Origin of the sequence: Acetivibrio cellulolyticus CD2 (genome assembly GCF_000179595.2) — a bacterium.
GTDB lineage: Bacteria > Bacillota > Clostridia > Acetivibrionales > Acetivibrionaceae > Acetivibrio > Acetivibrio cellulolyticus.
Window position 1 is genome coordinate 933183 of sequence record NZ_JH556659.1, and the last position, 617, is coordinate 933799.

The following is a 617-nucleotide window of genomic DNA, read 5'->3' on the forward strand; positions in this document are numbered from 1 at the left end:
GTTTATTTTAAGATCATGGTATATCTTCTGCAGAATAAAATACCCCATATTTACCCGATTACTTGAAGATACAAGGTCATTGCTTGATTTAATCTTTTCATCAAAATCTATAACCACCTCCATTGAGACCTTGTTATTCTTCAGTTCATCATTATACTTCTGAATCTGTTTTTTTGCATAGGACAAAGGATCACTTGTAATCTTCAAGAGATCAGAATGTTTCCCAATTTTTGCAACATTTTTGTAGTTGTTTTTTTCCCATTTCGAAATCCTTGTTGGGCGTAGTAAATGGGATCTTTTGCATGTTTGTCATAATATAGTTTCATATACTTATCATATCAAAACATACAACAAAATACAACATAATTACAACATATACAACAAATTTTATTTAGAATTTGACACAAAAAAAGCCGATATTTAGCGGCTTTTGAATTAATTATTTATTTAGCAACTGTCGAAAACCCGTTATATTTCTCGCATGTCCTGAAAAATCATATTACGAGGTTACTAACACTATTAATTATTCTACTGCATTTTTTTTATTTCTTCAATAAGCAAAAGGAAGGCAGGTAAATATATTGAATTTGGAGGATTTATATATTAAAATATTGTAT

At 28.7% G+C, this 617-nt stretch carries 1 pseudogene; it reads right to left on the minus strand.

Annotated features, from left to right (window positions below):
* Positions 1-326 (minus strand): annotated as a pseudogene (locus ACECE_RS32725) (IS1634 family transposase); the annotation flags it as partial.
* Positions 327-617 lie beyond the last annotated feature (291 nt).